The 15,196-nt window shown below is 71.5% G+C and carries 11 protein-coding genes; 4 read left to right on the top strand and 7 right to left on the bottom strand.

Translation table 11 applies throughout. The features are described from left to right. Positions 1–110 precede the first annotated feature (110 nt). The 3 genes from WME79_RS46365 to purN form a co-directional block, all read right to left on the bottom strand. Entirely contained in the window at positions 111–623 is a 513-nt protein-coding gene (locus tag WME79_RS46365) for a hypothetical protein (RefSeq protein ID WP_437528655.1), read from the bottom strand. A 613-nt stretch (positions 624–1,236) separates the two neighbouring features. Beyond that, entirely contained in the window at positions 1,237–2,862 is a 1,626-nt protein-coding gene (locus WME79_RS46370; RefSeq protein ID WP_437528656.1) for an NAD(P)-binding protein, read from the bottom strand. Further along, positions 2,859–3,572: a phosphoribosylglycinamide formyltransferase gene (gene purN / locus WME79_RS46375; protein ID WP_437528658.1), complete on the bottom strand. Its 714-nt coding sequence runs from the start codon at positions 3,570–3,572 to the stop codon at positions 2,859–2,861. The genes WME79_RS46370 and purN overlap by 4 nt, the downstream gene beginning before the upstream one ends. Before the next feature lie 662 nt (positions 3,573–4,234). Between purN and WME79_RS46380 the strand changes: the two genes are divergently transcribed. Beyond that, positions 4,235–5,059, top strand: a complete 825-nt coding sequence (locus tag WME79_RS46380) for a hypothetical protein (RefSeq protein WP_437528660.1) — start codon at positions 4,235–4,237, stop codon at positions 5,057–5,059. A gap of 206 nt (positions 5,060–5,265) precedes the next feature. After that, a complete protein-coding gene (locus WME79_RS46385; RefSeq protein WP_437528662.1) occupies positions 5,266–8,949 on the top strand; it encodes a protein kinase domain-containing protein in 3,684 nt (1,227 codons plus the stop codon). 81 nt (positions 8,950–9,030) lie between these two features. On the opposite strand, the gene purM is transcribed toward WME79_RS46385, so the two are convergent. From purM to WME79_RS46400, 3 genes are all read right to left on the bottom strand, one after another. After that, a complete protein-coding gene (gene purM / locus WME79_RS46390) occupies positions 9,031–10,077 on the bottom strand; it encodes a phosphoribosylformylglycinamidine cyclo-ligase (RefSeq protein ID WP_437528664.1) in 1,047 nt (348 codons plus the stop codon). A gap of 171 nt (positions 10,078–10,248) precedes the next feature. After that, the gene (locus WME79_RS46395; protein ID WP_437528665.1) at positions 10,249–10,914 is read right to left on the bottom strand and encodes a VOC family protein; all 666 of its coding nucleotides are present in this window, start codon (positions 10,912–10,914) and stop codon (positions 10,249–10,251) included. Between the two features lie 17 nt (positions 10,915–10,931). Continuing rightward, positions 10,932–11,717, bottom strand: a complete 786-nt coding sequence (locus WME79_RS46400; RefSeq protein ID WP_437528667.1) for a PhzF family phenazine biosynthesis protein — start codon at positions 11,715–11,717, stop codon at positions 10,932–10,934. A gap of 275 nt (positions 11,718–11,992) precedes the next feature. Here WME79_RS46400 and WME79_RS46405 point away from each other — a divergent pair, with 275 nt between their 5' ends. Continuing rightward, positions 11,993–13,357, top strand: a complete 1,365-nt coding sequence (locus WME79_RS46405) for a hypothetical protein (RefSeq protein ID WP_437528669.1) — start codon at positions 11,993–11,995, stop codon at positions 13,355–13,357. Positions 13,358–13,558: 201 nt separating this feature from the next. Beyond that, positions 13,559–13,987 (top strand): (deoxy)nucleoside triphosphate pyrophosphohydrolase, encoded by a 429-nt coding sequence (locus WME79_RS46410; RefSeq protein ID WP_437528671.1) that lies wholly within the window; start codon positions 13,559–13,561, stop codon positions 13,985–13,987. Between the two features lie 104 nt (positions 13,988–14,091). Here WME79_RS46410 and WME79_RS46415 read toward each other — a convergent pair whose 3' ends face one another. After that, a complete protein-coding gene (locus tag WME79_RS46415) occupies positions 14,092–15,195 on the bottom strand; it encodes a cytochrome c biogenesis protein/redoxin (RefSeq protein ID WP_437528673.1) in 1,104 nt (367 codons plus the stop codon). Between the last annotated feature and the right edge of the window lies 1 nt (position 15,196).

Below are 15,196 nucleotides of genomic sequence, written 5' to 3' on the forward strand. Positions count from 1 at the left end.
GCTCGAAGTTTGCGTATAACGTATGATAAATAGAAGGGGGCAACTCGGCGTTCCCTTTTGCGATACGCGTATTGTTGCTCCCCTTCTCGTATTATCGCAGAGCTTGTTTGCTAGTTCGTGGTGAAGTAGCCCCTGACGGAGGAAAAGGGGGACCCGCTGGGCGGCAGGTGGACCTGAATGTATCCGAAGTCCGCGAAGTTGGCGCTCGTCCAGTGCGTCGTCGGCGGGCTGAGCGTGTAGTCTCCAGTTCCCGACGCGGTGACCGGCGTGGTGCAGGCTCCACCCGTGCCTCCGAAGAACGCCACGCAGGTGCTCGCTTCGACTCTGTGCTGGATGCCACTGATCAGAAGGCCGCTATTGTAGCCGTGGATGTTCACTGTCACGATGTCTTGCTTCCGGAAGCGATCGTCGTCGGTGACCGGGCAAGAGAGGTCTTCTCCTTCGGTCGATGACGTGTTGAAGATGGCGCGCCCGACAGTGATCAAATTGCTGTTCGTACCTCCGCTTCCGTAGACGCAGTTGGCTCCCGATACGCGCTCGTGCAGCGCCGCCGCATCGGAGGCATTGGCCAAAGCCGCGCTTGCGACTGCGCCGATGATGAAGAGGGGAATCGACTTGTACATTTCGTTTTTCCTTCGAGGTTATGAAGTTAGATGCAATGTGAATCGATGATAACAAAAGCGCAGATGGCAGAGTTCTGACAGGTTCATGGCAGAACTCCTTAACGCCTGCATGGATTCCGAGCTCGGCCCGCAGCGCGACGATTTCCTGTGCTTGCCTGTGTGAGCGGCCGCCATGCTTTCATGAGCGGATCCCTCCCCATGTCACGCTGAGTACCGGCACAGCGCCAAGCGACACGCTATGTTATTGCAATCGATATGCCAGGTAGGTGGTGCGCCTCGCCTCGGCCACGAGGATGGCCATGAGCCTCCCCAGGGCCTGCAAATGGCGCAGCAGCAAGCCCTCAAGGTGCCGGTGCGGAAGGGGCGGGCCCGCCACCGTTACATGTCACGTGGGCGGCGTGACGTGTCACGATAGCAGCGTGACATGTCACGTGACACGTCACGATAGCGACGTGACATGTCACGCTGCTATCGTGACATACCACGGTGGCAGCGTGACATGTCGGCACGAGCAGAGCCCCGCTAGCACGTGAGCCGGCGAGGGCGCGCGCAGGTCACCGCGTCTTCGAGCGCTGCAGCGGAGCAGCTCGCCGAGGGGGCGGCTTCAACGTCGTTAGCCGATCTCCACCTTGCTCCACATGTCGCGCCGCATCCGCTCCTTCCGCCGGTCGGTCCGGGTCACGAGCCGGGCGGCGCCCCAGGCGGCGAGCAGCTGGCCCTCCTGGCCGAGGCCTGGCAGCACGCTCCGGCCGACGAGCAGGGTGCGCTCGATCGGCCCGCGGATCGGCTCGCCCGCGAGCCCGAGGTAGCCGGGCGGATCGACCTCGAGCTGCCGCACCATCGGCTCGGCGCCCGGGGCCGCGCCCTTCAGCGCGGCGCGCTCGATGAGGCGGCGGCGCGTGCCGTCGTAGAGCCACACGGGCAGCCCGTCGTGCACCGAGTCGACGAGCACGAGGTGGCGCTCGAGGAAGGGGAGCTCGGCCGTGAGCGCGTCGAGCACCGCCTGGCGCGCCTCGAGCAGCGACAGCGGGCCCCGATCGGGAAGCAGGATCTCCGCCACGAGCAGCGTGTCGGTCGAGGGAGCCGGCAGATCGCAGCGCTGGAGGTGGACAACGGGGCGCCCGGGCCCGGTCGGGCGCGTCTGCCGCGGCGAGCTCGGCCGGCCCCCGGAGGCGCCGTCGCTCGACACGCGCGGCGGCGCGGGCGAGCGGCCCGTCGACGCGGACGGGAAGGGGAACAGCAGCGCCTCGGGGCCGAGCGGCTCGGGCAGGCCCTCGCGGCGCACGATCAGCGACACGACGAAGCGGCCGACCGACGAGGTGATCCGCGGCCACTCGCGCAGCGCGCGCTTGTGGATGCCCTCGCCGCCCGAGAGGCTCGCGAGCGTCTCGCCGTCCATGTCGGTGATGACAAAGCTGCTGCCGTTCGGGTGATCGTCGCCGTCGAGGACGACCCCCGCGGCGGTGCCGCGGCGGACGTGGACCGACGCGGCGCGCTCGTCGAGCAGGCAGCGGCCGCCGTGGGCGAGGATGCGCTCGACGAGGAACTCCTCGAGCTCCTCCTCGCCGCGCGGGAGCATCATCAACCCGCGCGTCCACGCCCCGTGCAGGCGCGCGACAGCGAAGGGGGGCGGGAGCCCCGAGAGGTCCGTGGCGAAGAGGACGGACTGCGTGACGATCGAGCGGAACAGGTGGCCGCGCGGGAACTCGACGAGCAGGTCGGCGTCGGGCTCGGCGCGCGCGTACGGGAGCATGCCGGCGTAGCGCGCGGTCTCGCGCCGCTCCCAGAACGTGCCCGGCGGCCAGAGGGCGTCGTGCGAGAACGCGTCGTCGGCGGCGCCGTTGACGTGGGCGAGCTCGGCGTAGAGCTCGTCGACGACGCGCCGGAGCTCGGGGAACTCGCGGTCGATCTCGCGGCCGAAGAGGACCATGTCGGGCGGCACGTCGAGGCGCCGGCGCGGCGCGACGGCCTGCAGCATGGGCATGGCCGGGACGATGCGGCGCTTCCAGGTCTGCGACTGGGCGAGCTCGACGAGGAAGCGGCGCCACGCGGGCGAGGGCTCGGCGAGCATCGTGAAGGCGCGCCGGCGGAGGACGTGCTGATCGAGGCGGTAGGTGGGCGGGCGCTCGCCGTGCCCGACGACCATCACGGTGAAGTCGCGGCGCGCGAGGAGCGCCGCGGCCGTGAGCGCGCCGATGGACCGGCCGAGGACGATGACGTCGTAGTGCTTGTGGATCACGCCCCTTCCCCGGCTTCCCCGACGTCTCCGACGTCTCCCCGCGCGGGGCCGTCCTGGGCGAGCCCGAGCGCGGTGTCGACGCCGGCGATCGTCGCGCGCGCCCGCCCGCCCGGCGCGTCCGGCAGCGCGATCTGGAGGCGCCCTTCGGCGATCCACGAGAGCGCACGGACGAGCAGGGCGTGCTCCTGGACGAGGATGCGCGCGGCGAGCGCGTCGTGGTCGTCCCCGTCGAGCACGGGGACGGCGGCCTGCGCGAGGATGGGCCCGGTGTCGGTGCCGGCGTCCACGAGGTGGACGGTGCAGCCGGTGACGCGCACGCCGTGATCGAGCGCCTGCTGCTGGGCGTCGACGCCGGGGAACGAGGGCAGGAGCGACGGGTGGATGTTCACGACCCGGTGCGGGAAGGCGTCGAGGAAGGTCGTCGTGAGCAGGCGCATGAAGCCCGCGAGGACGACCCAGGTCGCGCCCGCCTCGCGGAGGGCGTCGACGACGGCGGCGTCGAAGCTGTCGCGATCGGCGAAGTCCCGGTGCGCGATGACGCGCGTGGGGACCCCGGCGCGCTCGGCGCGCGCGAGGCCCTCGACGTCGGGCCGGTTGGACAGGACGAGCCGCACGCGGGCGTCGAGGCGGCCGGCGGCGATCGCGTCGAGGATCGCCTGGAGGTTCGAGCCGCGGCCGGAGATGAGGACGCCGAGATCGAGGGGGGGCATGGGGGGCAGATACTACGGCGGAGGCGGGCGCGGGAGAGATCCGGGGCGGAAGCGGCCGCCCGGGTCCGGCGAGCGCGCCGCGCGGCCCGTTTCCATGTCCGCCGAGCGCGCGCCGCGTGACGCGCCGGGCCATCGCGCGAGCAGGGCAGGCGTGAAGGCTCGGGCGGGACGGCGGGCGTGGATCCCGCCGCGCCGCCTCGGCCGCCCGAGCTCGGACTCGACCTGCGCCCCTCAGCACCGCTTTCTCCACGAAGGGCTCGGCGTCGTCTGGAGAGCGATGCTTCCGGGGACAGCGCCCTGGTCACCCGGTCGCGACGATCGCTCTCGAGCGGTCTTCGCGTGACATGTCACGGTGAAAGCGTGACATCGACCGTGACATGTCACGGCCTCGATCGTGACATGTCACGATCACTCGCCGGCGGTACCGTCGAGCGCTTCGGCCCGTCGCGCGCCATGAACCGCCTATTTCGGCCTGAATCTGCCGCTCCGGCGCCGTGCGGACGGTCCGCCCGTCGCGCGCCGCCCGCCTGCGTCGATGGCTATCCACCGCATCTTCCGCCTGGGCCGTCACGAAAGCGAACGCTCCCGGGGCGGCATGCGCCTTGCTCGACCGAGCTGGCTCGCCACACACACGGGCTTCTCATTCCTTGGAGGGTCAACAGATGTTCAAAGAGTTCTTGATCAACGGGCTCTTGGCGTTCGTTGCGATCGGCGCCAGCGGCTGTGTCGCGGGAGCTGTCGAGGAGGAAGATAACGGCGAGGAGACCGGCGTCGCCGAGCAGCCCTTGGGATGGATAGGCGGGGGCGCCTGGCAGGCTGGCGTCGGGCCGATAGACATGGGCGACGCCTCGGACAGGACCTGCTTTCTGACAGGGATCATGGGGGATTTCGAGTCAGGCAACGAGTGGGTGCACGCGTACATCTCGGGTGGGCGATGGTACCTCCACGGAAACAACACGCACGGGGACGCCCGCGCCATGGCCACCTGCGTCTCTTCGACCCTCGGCAGATCGGCCGAATTTTCGTGGTCGCAAGGCCAGGGCGCGGTCAGCCTCGGGTCGGCTACCACGTCTACTGGCCTGCCACGAGCCTGCTTTCTCACGCGGATGGGCGGAGATTTCAACGGCATGAGCGAGAGCGTGTCGGTGTTTCGGTTTGTCAGCCACTGGTACCTGTCCGGCGGGTCGAGCAGCACAGGGGTACACGCCAGGGCGCGCTGCATCACCGTCTCGTCGATAGCCAATCAACTGACGCTCGCGGACGAGCTCGGTGTCCCCGCAGAAGATGACCCGACCTACCAGCTGCTGACGCCGGCGAACGATTTCGACACGCAATGCATGTTGACGGGCATCGCGGGCGAGTTCAGCGGCAACAACCAGGAGGACCAGAGCATCATCGTCTGGCGAAACCAGGACCTGGAGGCCCAGATTCTCAGCGTATGGACGACGAGGAGCCGGATCCAAGGCCGCGCGACCTGCGTCAAGTAGGTTGACAGGCCGTTGTCGAGGGCTCGTCCGGCGACGATCTGCACGCGACGCGTGTACTTCCGCTCACGGACGGTGTCGTTGACGTGCTGCACGCAGCGGCGCGGGCCATCTGGCATCTCGTGGCGCGTCGTCGCCCCCTGAGCCACCGCGAGCGGTCCGGCAACCTACCATCTTCGCGCCGCTCAGGGTAGGGTGGCGGCGCCACGATGTCGGAACGCCCGCCTGAGCCGACCCTTACCGCCGACGAGGCCGCGAAGCACCGGGCGAGGTCCCACCTCGGGCGGGTGATCTCGAAGCGCTACCGCATCGACGAGGTCATCGCGATGGGCGGCATGGGCGCGGTCTACCGCGGCGAGCACGTGCACATGCACAAGCGCGTCGCGATCAAGATCCTGCACCCCGACACCGAGCGGCTCCCCGAGCTCGTGCAGCGCTTCGAGCGCGAGGCCATCGCCGGCGCCCACATCCAGCACCGGAACGTCGCGACCGCGACCGATTTCGGCGAGGCGGAGGACGGCTCGTTCTTCCTGGTCCTCGAGTACGTGCGCGGCACGACGCTCCACGAGATCATCCGGCGGGGGCCGATGCCGGTCGCGCGCGCCGTCCTGATCGCCAGGCAGCTCGCGGCCGCGCTCGAGGCGACCCACGCGATGGGCATCGTCCACCGCGACGTGAAGCCGCGCAACGTGATGGTCGTCGAGCCGCAGGGCGACCTCGTGAAGCTCATCGACTTCGGCCTCGCGAAGGTGAGCGTCGATCAGCTGCGCCGGTCCGTCGCCTCGCCGGAGTCCGCGCGGGCGGGGGCGGACTCGCTCCCGGTCCGGCTCACCACGGCCGGCGTGATCTTCGGGACCATCGCCTACCTCGCCCCGGAGTCGGCGCTCGGGATGGATTTCGTCGATGAGCGCGCGGATCTCTACGCCCTGGGCCTGATCTTCTACGAGATGCTGGCCGGCAAGCACCCGTTCCTCGCCAGGGATCCTGTCGAGCTCTTCAACCAGCAGCGGAGCGCGCCCGTGCCGGCGATCGCCGCGCACTCGCCCGGCGTCGAGGTCCCACCTCCCCTCGAGGCGGTCGTGCGGCTCCTCCTCGAAAAGAATCCGCGCGCCCGCTTCGGGACCGCGGAGGAGCTGATCGCGGCGCTCGACGACGCGTGCTCCACGTCGGGGATCGCGGTGCACGAGCCGCGGGCGGAGATGTCGTCGAGGGGGGAGATGACGTCGGCGCCCGCGATCGCGGACGCGGCGCGCGTGCCGAGCAACCGGCCGCCCGTGCCCAGCGCGCCGTCGCGCGAGCCCGAGGCGGGCTCCGGGGGTTCCTCGGCGATCCTCCTCGGGGATTCGTGCCTGGTCTCCCTTGAGGACGTCGCGGACGCGCTGGCGCCGGCCGGGAGCGGCGCGGGCGCGCCGGAGGCAGAGCGAGCGCGCGCGTCGAGCGAGCCGGGGGAGGGCCGCGCGGAGAGCGTGGAGCTGGCGGGGATGACGGCGGCCGTGGAGCCGGCGGGGCCGACGGCGGCCGTGGAGCCGGCGGGGCCGACGGCGGCCGTGGAGCCGGCGGAGGGCGACGAAGAGGACGAGGACGCGCTCAGCCACTCGCGGCCGACGCCGGTGCGCAACACGCCGACCCTGGTCGCCGAGCTGACGCGCGATTCGCGGCCGACGGCGGTGGGCGGCGCGGCGTTCATGGCGCAGGTCGCCTTCGCGCAGGAGGTCGCCAGGGCCGACGCTGCCTCCGCCGCCGACGACTCGAGCGTGCCGGAGGACGCGCGCCCGACGACGGTAGGCGGCGCGGCGCTCATCGCCCAGGCCGCTTTCGCTCGCGAAGCAGCCGGCGGTGGCGCTTCTTCCGAGACCGATGACCCGCGGCCGCCGCGCGAGTCGTGGCAGCTGCTCGATGCGGCGGCGCCGTCGCAGGAGCCGCCGACACCGGAGGAGCCGGCGCTGCCGGACTCGACGGCTCCATCGCCTGGGGAGGCAGCGCGGTCCGTCGAAGCGCCTGTGGCGACGGCGGCAACGGGACTCAGCTCCCTACGGCTGTCGCTGGACGATCTGTTGTCGTCGCCGGGTCAAGCGGAGCGTCGTCCGGCAGAGCCCTCGGCGAAGAAGCCGTCGCCGTCGGGCGTGGAGGAGCCATCGTCGCCTGCGGCGGAGCCGGCATCCGTCGCGAAGCCGGCGTCGTCGAAGCCACCGTCGTCGCTTGCGGCGGAGAGCTCGCCATCGAAGCCGCCGTCGTCGCCTGCGGCGGAGAGCTCACCATCGAAGCCGCCGTCGTCGCCTGCGGCGGAGAGTTCACCATCGAAGCCGCCGTCGTCGCCTGCGGCGGAGAGTTCACCATCGAAGCCGCCGTCAGCGGAGCGCGTATCATCGAAGCCGCCGTCGGCGTCCGCTGTGGAGCCGGCGCCCGTCGCGAAGCCGGCGTCGTCGAGGCCGCCGTCGTCGTCTGTGGCGGAGAGTGCGCCATCGAAGCCGTCGTCGTCGCCAGCGGCGGAGCGTGCGTCATCGAAGCCGCCGTCGTCGCCAGCGGCGGAGCCGGCATCCGTCGCGAAGCCGGCGTCGTCGAAGCCGCCGTCGTCGCCAGCGGCGGAGAGTTCGCCGTCGAAGCCGCCGTCGTCGCCAGCGGCGGAGAGTTCGCCGTCGAAGCCGCCGTCGTCGCCAGCGGCGGAGAGTTCGCCATCGAAGCCGCCGTCGTCGCCAGCGGCGGAGCGTGCGTCATCGGAGCCGCTGGCCGCGTCCGCTGTGGAGCCGGCATCCGTCGAGAAGCCGGCGTCATCGCCATCGCCCGTTCCGTCCGTGAAGGCGCAGCCGCCGCCGGACGAGTCGGCTCCCGTGGCGTCCGCGTCCCCGCCGCTGGACGAGCCGCCCGCAGAGGATGCGGCGCCCGTCTCGGAGCCGACGTCCGAGCGGATGAGCGGCTCGCGGCCCGCCTTCGCCCCGACGCTGCTGCGGGAGCTGGAGGCCGCCGAGGCAGAGCGCGTCGCCAGGGAGCGCGAGGAAGAGGCCAGGCAGAAGCTCGCCGAGGAGGCAGAGCGCGCCGCGCGCGAGCGCGAGGAGAAGGCCAGGCGAAAGCGCGAAGCCCGGGAAGCTCGCGCGTCGCGGCTGGAAGGCCTCGGCGGTCGCGTGGGCCGGCTGGCCCCGTACCTGGGCGGCGGCATCCTTGCGGCGGCCGTGATCGCGGCGCTCGCCGGCGGTGGGCGCGCCCCGCCCGAACCGGAGCCCCAGCTCGGTCCCGCGAGGCCTCCCGCGAGCGCGCTCGCCACGGGCGAATCGGCCCCGGCCGACGCCGCCGCCGTCCCCGAGGCGCCTGCGCCCACGGCGCCGGAGCCCGAGGCCGCTGCGTCGGCGGTGCCCGATGCGCCGGCTGAACCCCCGCCTGATGAAGCGACCCGGAAGGCGCTCACCGACGCTGTCAGGGCGCGCCGGTGGGTGAAGGCCGCCGACGCGATCCAGAAGCTCGCGGAGCACGATCCGACCGCGCTCCGCGAGCGCGCGCTCGCGATCGCGGCGCGCAACGTCGCCATCGCCATCGCGAAGACGGGCGAGGAGCACGCCGACAAGGTCTTCAACGCGCTCTCGAGCCGCTTCGGGACGGCGGGCGTCGACGTGCTCTACGAGATCGTCGAGACCCGCGGCCGCTCCACCCCGGCCACCCGGGCCGCAAAGCTGCTGCGCGATCCGGAGATCGCGGCCCGCGGGACCCCCGCGGTCCGGATCTCCTTCGAGCTGCGCGACGCCACGTGCGGCGAGAAGCTCCCGTTCCTCGAGCGCGCCGTCTCCGAGGGCGACGAGCGCACCCTCGTCGTGCTCGAGACGACGGTGAGGCCCTGTTACAAGAAGAGCCGGACGATCGACGAGGCGATCAAGAAGCTGCGATCGCGGCTCGAAGGCGGGTGAGCTCGCGCCGCGCGGCCCGCGCGGCCGCTCGACGCATCCCGGCCCGCGCGCCGCGCATCGCCGGCGCCTGCGCCGGCCCGCTCATCCGAACAGCACGCGCTCCTCGAACGGCACGTCGCCGACCGACACCACCTCGCCGAGCACCCAGGCCTGCTCGCCGCTCTTCGCGAACGCCTCGATGGCCCGGTCCGCGGCGCCCTTCTCCACGACCGCGATCAGCCCGACGCCGAGGTTGAACGTGCGCCGCATCTCGGCCTCCTCCACGGGGCCGCCGCGCTGGAGCACCTGGAACACCGCCGGCCGCTGGTAGGAGCGGAGGTCGAGCCGCGCGCCCAGCCCTTCCGGCAGCACGCGCGGCAGGTTCCCCGGCAGGCCGCCGCCCGTGATGTGCGACAGCCCCCGGACCGCATCGCCGCAGGCCGCGAGGAGCGCCGTGATCGCGCGGGCGTAGATCCGGGTCGGCGTCAGCAGCGTCTCGCCCACGGTGCCGCCGAGCTCGGCCACGCGGTCGCTCATCTTGAGGCCCATCTCCTTCTCGAGCACGCGCCGCGCGAGCGAGAAGCCGTTCGAGTGCAGCCCGCTCGACGCCACGCCGATGACCGCATCGCCGGCCGCGATCCGCTTGCCGTCGAGGATGCGCGAGCGCTCGACGACGCCCACGGCGAACCCGGCGAGGTCGTACTCGCCGTCCGCGTACATGCCCGGCAGCTCGGCCGTCTCGCCGCCGATCAGCGCGCAGCCGGCCTGCTTGCAGCCCTCGGCGATGCCGCGGACCACGGCCTCGCCCACGTCGACGTCGAGCTTGCCTGTCGCGAAGTAGTCGAGGAAGAAGAGCGGCCGCGCGCCCACGGTCAGCACGTCGTTCACGCACATCGCGACGAGATCGATGCCGACGGTGTCGTGGACGCCCGTCGCGAACGCCACCTTCAGCTTGGTGCCGACCCCGTCCGTGCCGCTGACCAGCACCGGCTCGGACAGCCCGCCCGGCAGCGCGCACAGCCCGGCGAAGCCGCCCACGTCGGCGAGCACCTCGGGGATGCGCGTCGGCTTCGCGAGCCGCTTGATGCGCTCGACGAGCGCGTCCCCTGCATCGATATCGACCCCGGCTTCCCGGTACGTGACGCTCATGGCAGGCGCATCCCACACCTCGGCGGCAAAGGGAAGCGGGCTCGCTCTCCGGCTCCGGCCTCCGGGCAACGCCGGGGCCGGCGGGCGGCCGGGGGCGGCCGCCGGCGGGCGCGCGACCGCATGGCCGGGCGAGCGCTCGTGCGTCCCCCCAACGTACAGCGCCGGCCCGCTCTACCAGCGCACGACGAGCGGCACTTCTGCGGGGAACTGGTGTGATTGCCCTTCGTGACCGTGATCCCACTCCAGCTCAAGAGAGTAGGTCGCCCCACGATCGATCGAGAGCACGCCCTGGTCCACGAACCAACGCACGCCTGACGAGAGTGGCGGGTTCTCTGTTGGCAGTTGCAGACGTACACGCGTCAGCGTTCGGCGCGCGCCACGATGCGATAGCCACTCGATCGGGATGGTCCGCTTGGTTGTCTGGGCCGCCACAAATATCATGGGCTCCGCCAGGGAACCTCGCGGCGTCACGATGGGCATGCCCATGCCCGTCGGCAGGTATTTCGGCTTGTAGTCCCAGGTCTCGAAGGGCCAGTCCCCGGCGCCTCCGGCTTCGACGGCCCTGAAACAGACGCCGAACGGGCATGCGCCGGTCTCGGCCCAATGAATGCGTTCGTGTAGCCCCAGCGGTCGAACGATCTCGGTCTGCAGCTCCTCCAGATCGTGGACGCCGAGGACCTCGAAGAATGCGTTCTCGAAAGCGGCGCACGCATTCGCGGTCCCCTGACCCTCATGCACCGCGTGGCGGCAGAAGTTCAGGCCGAACTCGGCGAGCATCCGCTCGACGATGCCCACGTCGGGCGTCGCCAGGAACACATGATCGACTTCCCAGTTCATCACACGTCGCATGAGCTTCAGAATTCCACCTCGCCTTCCATGTAGAAGACGCAGGCACCCTCCATCTCGACGCGCTCGCCGATCAGCCGGCACGTCATTCCTCCACCTCGCTGCGATGCCTGAAAGGCGCGAAACTCGCTCTTGTGCAGTCGGCTGGCCCAGTAAGGGGCGAGCATGCAGTGGGCGGCCCCGGTCACCGGATCTTCCGGGATGCCTTTCGCCGGGGCGAAGTAGCGGCTGACGAAATCATGATCCCCGCTGCTCGCAGCGGTCACGATGAGCCCGCTGCGATCGAGGCGGCGCACACGCGCCATGTCGGGCGCGACGGTCCGGACAGCGCTCTCGCTCTCCAGGACCGCCATGTAGTTGAATGCGTTGACGTACACTTCGAGAGGAGCGAGCCCCAGCGCCTCTGCCAGGCCAGGCGGAGGCGGCACGGCCTCCGAAAAGCGCGCCGGGAAGTTCATGAGGTAACCGGCGCTCGCCCTGGTAACGGTGAGCGGCCCGCTCGCCGAATGGAAGACCACCCGGCTGCGCGCGGGCTCCAGGCGCTCCATCACCACGGCAGCGCTCGCCAGCGTGGCGTGGCCGCAGAGCGGCACCTCCGTCGTCGGCGTGAACCAGCGCAGGCGGTACTCGGCGTCCTCGCGCACGAGGAAGGCTGTCTCCGCCAGATTGTTCTCTGCGGCGACGGCCTGCATGACCGATTCCTCGGGGAAGCTCTGCAGAACGACGACGGCCGCCGGGTTCCCTGTGAATCGCCGCGTGGTGAAGGCATCGAGCTGAAAGATGGGTGCGCGCAAGGTGTCCACCAGGTTGTTGACGTGCTCAGCGAGGGTTCGATCGTCCGATGCGGAGGCCGCCTCCGGCGGGCGGAGCCGGCGTCTCTGGCGTGCACGAGACTGTAGCGTGAAAAGCGACGCCATATCAACCGCACCACACATGATCAGGCTGTGCTGCGACCGGGGTCGCCGTGCGGCGGGATGGCCGGCGGGTTTGCAAACCGTCGCGTACGCCTGACGTTGCTTCGGGGTATGCTGGCGCGGCCACGCATCGTGGCTTGCGCGAAGGAAACCCCATGAGAGTCGGCGTCGCTGTCACCCTCCTTGTCTCCTCTTCCTTCCTCGCCGCCTGCTCCGGCGGCGGCTCATCGGTCGGAGACGGCGGGACCGGCGGCACCGCCGGATCCGGCGGCGCCGCAGGGACGGGCGCCGCGGGGACGGGCGCCGCCGGCGCGACGGGGACGGGGACGGGCGGCTCGGCGAGCGCGGGCGGCGCGGGCCAGGGCGAGCCGATCGATCTTTGCGCGGGCCTCGTGCAGGACAAGGAGGCGCACCCGATGACCGAGCTCGCCAAGCCGGCGCTCGGCGAGGCCGTCACCGACGCCGAGTTCGGCACCACGATCCGCCGGATCACGGCGGTCGCGCCGGGCGGCGGGAACGACCCGGTCATCAAGCCGATGTACTCGACCATCTCGGCGTGGAACGCGGACGAGTCGAGGCTCATCCTCTTCTCGGTCGCGGCCGGCGAACACCAGCTCTACGACGGCAAGACGTACGAGTTCATCGAGGCGCTCGACATCTCGCCGGCGGACATCGAGCAGGTGTACTGGCACACCTCCGATCCCGACGTTTTGTTCTACGTCGACGGCAAGGACTTCATCCGTTACCACGTGGGCGCGGGGACGAAGGAGGTCGTGACGACGTTCGACTTCTGCTCGGGCGGCGCGAGCGCGGGCAGCGACCCGCTGTTCATGTCGTGGGATTCGAACCGCATCGGCCTCACGTGCGACGATCAGGTGTTCCTCTATGATGTCGGCCAGAATACGGTGCTCGCCAGGAAGGCGCTCGACGAGAACCCCGCGCAGGTCGCGCCGAGCGGGACGCTCGCGTTCCTGAGCGACAGCGGCGGCGTGACCGATCCGCAGCTGAACGTGGTGCGTACGCTGGACCTGCTGGAGCCGTACGGCCACGCGTCGCTGAGCATGGTGAACGGTCACGACACCTGGAACGGGGCTGTCTACGATCCCGGTCCCGGCGGCAATGACGACATCGGGCTCCTTGTCACATGGGATCTTGCGGAAGGCACCTCGAAGGTGGTCATTGGCCCGGAGACGGGGTGGCCCTATCCGCCGACAGGGCACATCTCGGGGATGGCGTACAAGCAGCCGGGGTGGGTCTTCGTGTCGTCGATCGGCGACGCGTCGGGCAGAGGGGTGCTCGACATGGAAAACCTGATCGCCGACACGAGCACGGGCAAGGTCTGCCGGATTGGCCGCCACCGGAGCTGGGGCAAGGAGAACACCCACCTTGCCGAGCCGTACTGGGCTGAGCCGCACACCGTGCCCAGCCCCAGCGGCACGCGCGCCGTGTTCGGGAGCGACTGGGGCAACGGTGATACCGTCGACGCCTACGTGATCGAGCTGCCCAGCTACACGCCGTGATGACGGGACGCGACGGGTCGCGCTGGCCTGCCGGTCGTGCCGGTGCTGCCGATCGCGCCCCCGCTCCCGCCGCCACCGGAGCTCGGGTCCGAGGGTGAGAAATCCCAGCCGCGCAAGGCAATGAAGACGCCGGAGGGATGGCAGCGTCGAGCGTGCCGTTCGCCCTTGTCTTGCGCGTCGCGACCGACATTCTACGCGCCCATGTCCGCCACGCCCGAGCCCGCTCCGCCCCTGGTCCTCGTCGCCGCCGCCGTCATCATCGAGCGCGGCCGCGTCCTGCTCACGCAGCGCAAGGCGGGCGCGCACCTCGAGGGCGCGTGGGAGTTCCCCGGCGGCAAGGTCGAGGCCGACGAGGATCCGCGAGACGCCCTGATCCGTGAGCTACGCGAGGAGATCGGCGTCGAGGCCCAGGTCGGCGACATCGTCGAGGTGACCTACCACCGCTATCCGAAGAAGCCGGTGCTCCTCCTCTTCTACGCCGCCGCCCTCGCCGAGGGCTCGCCCGCGCCCGCCGCGCTCGACGTCGCCGCCGTGCGCTGGGCCGAGGCCGCCGATCTCCGGGACGAGCTCTTCCCGCCCGCCGACGTCGCGGTGCTCGCCAAGGTGCGCGCGCGCCTCGCGGCGACGTAGCCCATCGTGGAATGGTGTCTCCCGCCTGAGAGCTGGTACACGACGCTCCGCGAGGCCCGGGTGGCCGCCGGGGATGAGGGGGAGCGAGCCCCGCCGTGGTGGGCTCACAAGGCGGGGGGGCACGCCTCGCCGCGGACGTCGCCGATGAGGCTCGCGAGCCGCTGGGCAGGCAGCTCGCCGACGGCGCGCTCCACCTCCTGCCCGGCGGCGTCGACGCTGAGGAACGTCGGCACGAAGCGCACGCCGTAGCGGGCGGCGAGGGCCCGCCCGCGCGGATCGTCGACCTGGATGCGCAGGACGGTGCCGGCCTCCTTCGCGCAGCGCGCCTCGAGCTCCTTCATGAGCGGCGCCATGCGCTCGCACACCGCGCAGTGCGCGCTCTCGAACTCGAGCAGCCGAGGCATCCCCTCGGGCAGCGCGACGTCGCCCTGCGCCACGGCGCCCTCCGGGGCCGCGCACGCGCCGCCGGGGCCGCTCTCGCACGGCGCGCCCGCGTCCACGGCCGCCGCGGGCGCCGGCGAGAGGGCGTCCAGACGGCCGTCGGCGACGGCGATCCCCGCGGCCACGAGCAGCGCCCCCGTCAGGCGCTGGAGGGCCGGCGTGGCCGGCGCCAGGCGGCGCGCGAGCTCGACGGCCGCCGGCCCGACGAAGGCCGCGGCGACGAGCGGCGCGGCGAGGCCCGCGGCGTAAGCGCCGAGCTGGATCGCGCCGGTCAGCGGGCTCGCGCCCGCGCTGGCCGCATAGGTCAACGCCGCGCCGAGCACCGGGCCGACGCACGGCGTCCACCCCGCCGCGAAGGCGATCCCGAAGAGCATGCCCCCCCAGAAGCCGCCGGCGCCCGGGAAGCGGGAGAGGAGCGGGCGCGCCTCGCGCTCCAGCCACGGGAGGCGCAGCACGCCCAGGAGCTTCGCGCCGAAGAGCGCCAGGATCACGCCGGACGCGACGGTGAACGCGCGCCGGTGGGGCGCGAGGACCGCGGCGATCGCCGAGGCGCCGGCGCCGAGCGCGACGAGCACGAGCGCGAGGCCGATCGCGAAGCCGACGCCGGCGAGGCGCACGCCGCGCTTCGCCGCCGCGGGGTCCGGACCGCCGAGCGCCCCGGCGCCGCCGAGGGCCGACAGGTAGACGGGGAGCATCGGGAGCACGCAGGGCGACGCGAACGTCAGGAGCCCCGCGCCGAAGAGCGTCAGCAATGAACCGATCGTCATG

This window comes from Sorangium sp. So ce726 (genome assembly GCF_051521405.1).
Taxonomy (GTDB): Bacteria; Myxococcota_A; Polyangia; order Polyangiales; family Polyangiaceae; genus Sorangium.